Here is a 6,438-nt window from a genome sequence, read left to right as displayed (position 1 = left end):
GCCCTCATCTCCAACCTCTCTCAGGGGGAGAGGGGGAACTGTCGAGAACGGCTAGCGGGATCCCAGGCGGGAGCGGCTGTTCGCGTCAGCGGTGCGGAGCACTCCGCAGGGGGAAGCCCACGACCAAGATCAAGGTAACCAGAATGATCAAGGTGGAGAGGGCATTGATTTCCGGGGTAACTCCTCGTCGCGCCGTGCTGTAGATCAAAATTGGCAAGGTCAGGCTCTCCGGCCCACTGGTAAAAAAGGAGATGACAAAATCATCTATCGAAAGGGTAAAAGCCAGCAAAGCGGCAGCTTGGATCCCTGGCATGGCCAAGGGCAAGGTGACATAGCGTAGCTTTTGCCAGGTGTTTGCATAGAGGTCATAGGCTGCTTCTTCCAGGGCGGGATCCAAAAGTTGGAGACGGCTGCGCACCACAATAGCCACAAAAGCAATCTGAAACGTAATGTGGGCCAAGATCATCGTCCCCAAGCCCAGCTCAAAGAGGCCCGTGTAAAAGCGCACAAACTGGTAGAACAGCAGCAGCGCGATGGCCATCACAATATCGGGGACGATCACCGGCAACAGCATCAGCCCCTGCAGGATCTTTTTACCGGGGAAGCGATAGCGATACAGCCCATAGCCCAGCAGGGATCCCAGCAGCGTGCTGACCAGCGTGCTGACCAACGCCAGGACGAGGGTATTTTGCGTGGCCTGCCAGACCAGGGCATTCTGAAACAGGGAAAGGTACCAATCGAAGGTAAAACCTGTCCACGCCAGGCCAAAGCGGGCTCGGTTAAAGGAGTAGACGGCGATCAGCAGAATTGGCAGGTAGAGAAAGCCATAGATGGCATAGCTGACTCCCCGCAGCCAGGTGGGTATCCTTGCCAACATTCGGCCAACATTCGTGTGTGGTATCTCAGTTGTCTCTATCCCACTGTAGAGCAGACCGCCAAAATTGCAGCAACTCCCTAGGCTTTATACATCAGCCTGCAACCCTGTCTATCACGCCAAAGTCCGTTATCAATGGGATATCAATGTGAGGTTATCTGTGGCTGGATTTGTTGAATTGATGATGGGATCCCTGAAGCTGTAAAGACGGCAATCAAAGAACGTGAGCCAAACGAAATGTTTTGCTGTTCGCGTTAGGGGGACGGAGTCCTTGCCTTATTCGGGCAACCCGATACCTGTGACTGGGAAATTGGCAGCACAGGCATTCCCCAACGCCGGCAGTGGGCACTTCCGCGAGGATTGCTAAACTTAGGCTCGGAGTGGTGTGAAAAAGCTGCAACCCATGCCCAAAAGCAGTTCTGGTCGTCTTCGAGAAAAACAAAATCCAGAGGAACCGCACGCGAAAACCAAGGGTATGTCTCGGCCTGTCGGTCGCGTCAGCGGGACGGAGTCCAAACCGTTGCGGTGGGGCAATACAGCCTACTGGGAGGCGGTTGGGTTGATGTTGCTAGGGATCCTGCTGATCGTTTATCGCTGGCGGGGCACCCTGCTGATGTTGATCAATCCCGGCTACGTGAATGTGGCGCTGTTGGCTGGGCTGTGTCTGTTGGGCTTGGGGATTGGCCGTTGGCGAGGAGCCAAAGTTGCCTCTTCTGAAGTCCATGCCTCACTATTGGGGCCGCGGCTGGGCGCAGGACTGTTGATCCTGACGGCCCTGCTGGGGTTTTGGGTCGAGCCACGACCACTCTCCAGCCAAACTGCCCTCAACCGAGGGGTATCTCCCTATCTGGGGGTATCTCGTAGCCAGCCGCAGGCTTTTCGCCCCAAGCTCGACCCCCGTCAGCGAACTCTGCTGGACTGGGTGCGCACCTTGGATGTTTACCCGGATCCCTACACCTATGAAGACCAGCCGGTGCGGGTGCAGGGGTTCGTCATTCCTGACGAGCGACCCGACCACTTTGTTATTGCTCGGTTTTTGGTTAGCTGCTGTGCTGCCGATGCTTACCCTGTGGGCTTGCCGGTGCGCTGGCCAGAGGCAGAGCAGTTAACTGCCGACAGTTGGCTGCGTCTGGAGGGGCGCATGGCCGTGGAGCAGCGGGATGGCCAATCTCAGTTGGTAATCGCTGCCGAGCAGGTGGAGCCGATACCGGTGCCGGCCAATCCCTACGCCGACGAGTGAGAGTAGGCGCTCAGATATCGGTTTCGCTCAGCTTGGCGCTCAGGTAATCGAAGGGCTCGGCCACAAAGCTATAGTCTTCGCCGGAGCCAAGCAGCTCCAGGGTGCGGGTTTTCATGTTTTGGATCCCAATCACCGTCGGGGCGATGGGCACGCCGAGGGAGTTGTAGGTCTCCCGTAAGCCGGCCAAGACTCGCTCATCCAAAATGCTGTTGTCGGCAGCCACCAGCGCGTAGGAAGCGTAGCGCAAGAAGTAGTCCATATCCCGCAAACAGGTGGCATAGCGGCGGGTGGTGTAGGCGTTGCCTCCCGGACGAATGAGATCTGGCACCTGGGCGAACATGGCCGCAGCAGCCGTTTTGACGATATCCACTGAGTTGAGATTGATCACGTTTACGGCCTTGATGCGCCGCAGCCCAGAGTCGTAAAAAGCCTTGAGCGCATCCATTGCCTCCCGATCCAAGTAGCGGCCCGTCAGGTCGTAGGTTTTGATCAGTGTGGTTACGGCATCCCGCATATCCCCAGCTCCATTCTTGTGACTTTATTTTGTAAAGTAGCTTGAGATGAAAAAATGAGAAGAGATTTTGCCGGACAACATCCAAAGGTCAGCCCTGGAGAATTGAACCAGAGCCCGGCAACGGCAACGCTTCAGGCTCCCATTCGCCCTCAGAAGTTTAGCATGCGGGGGTTTCTTTCCCACTTCTCTCTGAGGCAATGGCCAATGTTGTTACAAAAATGTAACCTTTCTGCAACACTCTAGGGATCCGGCGACAACACCCGCAGCGGCTTGAGCTGACCTGCCTGACCGTACCCCAAGCCCAAAAACTTGCCCGCCTCGTCCAGCACCCGCAAAGTAGGGGCATCGACAACAGGCCGGTCGAGGAGAATGGCCCGACCCTGCAGCCACTGCTTCGCTTTGGCGGAAGAGAGTTCTACTGCCTCCCAATCGGCAAATCCCCACTCAATGGGCAACAGGGCGGCAGCGGGATCCCCGGATCCCTGCCATTTCTCCAGGGGCAGGCTTTCTGCGATGCGAAAGGGGCCACTTTGCAGCCGTCGCAGCCGGCTCATCAGCCCTCCACAGCCCAATTTTTCCCCCACATCGCGGGCAAGGGCACGAATGTAGGTGCCGGGGCCACAGGCAATTTCTAGATCCACTTCCGGAAAGTCTCCGGCTCGCCAGCCCAGGATGCGCAGTTGCCGAATGACCACCCGTCGGGGTTCCAACTGGAGTTCCGCAGCCTCCACGCCGGCACGGGCCAACTGGTAGAGCTTTTTCCCCTGGCGCTTAAGGGCGCTGTAGAGGGGCGGCACCTGCCAGATCTCGCCGGTAAACTCCCGCAAGCACTGCTCTACCTGCTCGCGACTCAACCCAGGACAAGGGGATCCCAACCGGATCTGCCCTTCGGCATCGTCGGTGTCGCTGCGCTGTCCAAATCGGAAGGTTGCTTGATACACCTTATCTCCCGACAAAAACGACAAAAAGCGTGTTGCCCGTCCCACCGCAATCGGCAAAACCCCCGTTGCCGCCGGATCCAAGGTGCCCCCATGCCCCACCTTGCGGGTGCGCAAGACCCGCCGCACCACTGCCACACAGTCGTGGGAGGTGAGCCCCGCCGGCTTGTCCAGGTTGAGAAAGCCCTCCAGGGATCCCATGCCAGGCATAATATGCATCAACAGTTAAGATTTGTAACTGAGCTGCCCCAGCGCTTAACATGGGGTTAACTTCCGTCTCCAAGTTTGAAGCACCTATGGCTCAGTCTGACCTGTTCTTTCAGCCTATCTGGCAACGCCTCCTGATGATTGCCCCCTTTTTCCTGTGGGGCTCGGCGATGGTGGTGATGCGAGATGCCCTCTCCGAGACCACCCCCCTCTTCATTGCCATTCTGCGGTTGTTGCCGGCAGGGATCCTGGTTCTGGCCTTTCGGCTCTGGCAGGGGCGGGGTTCTGCGTCTCACGCCTGGCATCCCAGAGGGCTGCGCGGCTGGCTATGGGTGTTGGCGTTTGCGCTGGTGGATGGCACATGTTTTCAGGGATTTTTGGCCCAAGGGCTGAAAGAGACAGGGGCAGGCCTGGGATCCGTGCTAATCGACTCGCAGCCGCTGGCGGTGGCTCTGATGGCCACCTGGTTTTACCGCGAGCGGATGGGATCCCTAGGCTGGCTGAGCCTGGGGCTGGGAGTTTTCGGCATTGGCCTCATCGGCCTATCCGGTGGGGGATCCCTGCAGTTGGGGGCCGGCGTCGTTTGGATGTTGATGGCCTCCCTGTCGATGGCCATCGGCACCGTGATGATGCCCAAGGTGGCGGAGGTGGCGGATCCGGTGCTGGCGACGGGCTGGCACATGGTGTTGGGCAGCCTGCCCTTGATCCTGCTGTCGGGACTGACGGAGACTCAGCAATGGCAACACCTGAGCGGAACCCACTGGCTGGGCCTTCTCTACGCTTCGGTGATGGGGAGCGCCTTGGCCTATGCCCTCTTCTTCTATTTCGCCTCTCAGGAAAACCTCACCGAGTTCAGCTCCCTGACCTTCCTCACCCCCATCTTTGCCCTGCTGTTTGGCAGCACCTTTCTGGGGGAATCGCTGACGCGGCTGCAATGGCTGGGAGTGGGCATCACTCTGGTCTGCGTGTATTTGATTAACCACCGGCAAGAATGGCAGGAGCGCCTCCACCTGGGCTGGAAAGGGATCCTCTCAGAGCTGGGTTTAGACTGGCTGGTGAGCGCCTTGAGCACCGTCGAGATCCGCGATGGCAACCCCGACTGATCAAAGCTTGGGCAGGGATCCCTTAGGGGGGCAAGAACCCCATGGCCTCTCTCACCCTTTGTAGCGTTTGCTCGGCGATGGCCCGGGCCTTAGCGGCATTCTCCCGAATCAGAACGAGCAGGTGGTCGGGGTTGCTCCACAGTTCCCGGTAGCGCTGCTGAATGGGCTCCAGGGCAGCGATGATGCTGTCGGCGAGGAGGGGCTTGAACTGTCCCCACCCCATCTCGGCACACTCAGCCGCCACCGCCTCCTTGCTTTTGCCGGAGGTGAGCATGTAAATCGTCAACAAATTGTGGGCTTCGGGACGAGCCGGATCGTCAAAAGTAATGCCCCGAATGGGGTCGGTCTTGCATTTTTGGATCTTCTTGCGGATGGTATCCGGGTCATCCAGCAGATGGATACGGCTGAAATCCGAGGGATCCGACTTGGACATCTTGCGCGTACCATCGGTCAAGCTCATTACCCGCGCCCCCTCCGGACGAATCAGGGCCTCTGGGATCAGAAACACCTCTCCAAAACGGTCATTGAAGCGGCGAGCGATGTCCCGACACAGCTCAATATGCTGCCGCTGATCCTCCCCCACTGGCACATACTTGGGTTGGTAGAGCAAAATATCCGCCGCCTGCAAAATCGGGTAGCTGAACAAGCCAACGCTGGTCTCCTCTCCCTGTTTTTCTTTCTTCTCCTTGTATTGGATCATGCGCTCCGCCCAGTTCATGGGGGTGATGGTGTTGAACAGCCAGGCCAGCTCCGTATGGGCAGGCACGTGGGACTGGACGAATAGCACGCAATGCTCCAGGCTGAGACCGCAGGCCAAATAAAGGGCAAACAGCGAACGGGTTCGCTCCCTCAGCAGCTTAGGATCCTGAGGAACGGTGATGGCGTGTTGATCGACGATGCAAAAAAAGTTCTCGTAGTGCTCCTGCTCGGCCACCCAATTCTTAATCGCCCCCAAGTAATTGCCCAAATGCAGTTCGCCAGAGGGCTGAATGCCAGAGAGGGTGCGCGGCTTGGCCATAGGGAAAGCAGATCTCAAACGCCAACAAGACGGAGGACAAGAGCAAGGAAAGTCTTTTTCAGGATATCAAGAGAGGCGCAACCCGTTGGTTCATGATGGAAAAAAGACGCCCAACCCCACACCATGTCAGACTCAGAACCCGAACTGTTGCGTGCTGCCAACCACTATGTGCTGCTGATACCGGGCTTGCCGGAGCAATTTCTCAGCCCCGAGGAATTGCAGGAGTTTCTCATGCGGCTGTTGCAGGAACATCCCCACTTGGTGGATGCAGATCTGGCCCGCTATCCCACCCCTCAAGCGCAGGCACAGCGGCTGATCGACACCGCCTGTGAGATCGAAGTTTCCCCCGGCGAAACCGTGCAGTGGCATCCTGTGCGCCTGAGCAAGCGCTCCTCGACACGGTCTTAACAGGCTCGGAAGTTCCTTGGCCAAGCCGTTCGCAGCCTCGTTGCAGCAGCGTTGCAGTTCCCCTCCCGCAGGCATAGCAAAAACCTCACCAGAGGTGGGGCGGGCAGTACGGGGTTGTGTTTCGGATCCCGCCTTG

At 58.1% G+C, this 6,438-nt stretch carries 7 protein-coding genes; 3 read left to right on the top strand and 4 right to left on the bottom strand.

Features of this window, described 5'->3' with window-relative positions; all coding sequences use genetic code 11:
• Positions 1–85: 85 nt before the first annotated feature.
• Complete coding sequence (locus tag NW820_RS08605) at positions 86–877, bottom strand: ABC transporter permease (RefSeq protein ID WP_011433789.1); 792 nt, start codon at positions 875–877, stop codon at positions 86–88.
• Between the two features lie 472 nt (positions 878–1,349).
• On the opposite strand from NW820_RS08605, the gene NW820_RS08600 reads away from it, so the two are divergent.
• On the top strand, positions 1,350–2,114 hold the full coding sequence (locus NW820_RS08600) for a TIGR03943 family putative permease subunit (RefSeq protein ID WP_414407250.1): 765 nt from the start codon (positions 1,350–1,352) through the stop codon (positions 2,112–2,114).
• Positions 2,115–2,124: 10 nt separating this feature from the next.
• Here NW820_RS08600 and apcB read toward each other — a convergent pair whose 3' ends face one another.
• Positions 2,125–2,628 carry an allophycocyanin subunit beta gene (apcB, locus tag NW820_RS08595; RefSeq protein ID WP_011433791.1) on the bottom strand — a complete coding sequence of 168 codons (504 nt, stop codon included), beginning with the start codon at positions 2,626–2,628 and terminating at the stop codon, positions 2,125–2,127.
• A gap of 239 nt (positions 2,629–2,867) precedes the next feature.
• Positions 2,868–3,767 (bottom strand): tRNA pseudouridine(55) synthase TruB, encoded by a 900-nt coding sequence (gene truB / locus NW820_RS08590; RefSeq protein WP_414407251.1) that lies wholly within the window; start codon positions 3,765–3,767, stop codon positions 2,868–2,870.
• Positions 3,768–3,862: 95 nt separating this feature from the next.
• On the opposite strand from truB, the gene NW820_RS08585 reads away from it, so the two are divergent.
• Positions 3,863–4,876: a DMT family transporter gene (locus tag NW820_RS08585; protein ID WP_414407249.1), complete on the top strand. Its 1,014-nt coding sequence runs from the start codon at positions 3,863–3,865 to the stop codon at positions 4,874–4,876.
• Positions 4,877–4,898: 22 nt separating this feature from the next.
• Here the strand turns inward: NW820_RS08585 and trpS are convergent, their stop codons facing one another.
• On the bottom strand, positions 4,899–5,894 hold the full coding sequence (gene trpS, locus NW820_RS08580; protein WP_414355741.1) for a tryptophan--tRNA ligase: 996 nt from the start codon (positions 5,892–5,894) through the stop codon (positions 4,899–4,901).
• Positions 5,895–6,017: 123 nt separating this feature from the next.
• On the opposite strand from trpS, the gene NW820_RS08575 reads away from it, so the two are divergent.
• Complete coding sequence (locus NW820_RS08575; protein WP_414407248.1) at positions 6,018–6,302, top strand: chlororespiratory reduction protein 7; 285 nt, start codon at positions 6,018–6,020, stop codon at positions 6,300–6,302.
• The last annotated feature ends 136 nt before the right edge of the window (positions 6,303–6,438 follow it).

This window comes from Synechococcus sp. R55.7, from assembly GCF_047461955.1.
Taxonomy (GTDB): Bacteria; Cyanobacteriota; Cyanobacteriia; order Thermostichales; family Thermostichaceae; genus Thermostichus.
The sequence above is the reverse complement of the archived record's forward strand: the minus strand, read 5'-3'. Positions and strand labels throughout refer to the sequence as shown.

What these genes read in the sequence shown, in the direction of transcription:
- NW820_RS08605 (WP_011433789.1), bottom strand. Translation starts at nt 877, where the DNA reads ATGTTGGCAAGGATACCCACCTGGCTGCGGGGAGTCAGCTATGCCATC.
- NW820_RS08600 (WP_414407250.1), top strand. Translation starts at nt 1,350, where the DNA reads ATGTCTCGGCCTGTCGGTCGCGTCAGCGGGACGGAGTCCAAACCGTTG.
- apcB (WP_011433791.1), bottom strand. Translation starts at nt 2,628, where the DNA reads ATGCGGGATGCCGTAACCACACTGATCAAAACCTACGACCTGACGGGC.
- truB (WP_414407251.1), bottom strand. Translation starts at nt 3,767, where the DNA reads ATGGGATCCCTGGAGGGCTTTCTCAACCTGGACAAGCCGGCGGGGCTC.
- NW820_RS08585 (WP_414407249.1), top strand. Translation starts at nt 3,863, where the DNA reads ATGGCTCAGTCTGACCTGTTCTTTCAGCCTATCTGGCAACGCCTCCTG.
- trpS (WP_414355741.1), bottom strand. Translation starts at nt 5,894, where the DNA reads ATGGCCAAGCCGCGCACCCTCTCTGGCATTCAGCCCTCTGGCGAACTG.
- NW820_RS08575 (WP_414407248.1), top strand. Translation starts at nt 6,018, where the DNA reads ATGTCAGACTCAGAACCCGAACTGTTGCGTGCTGCCAACCACTATGTG.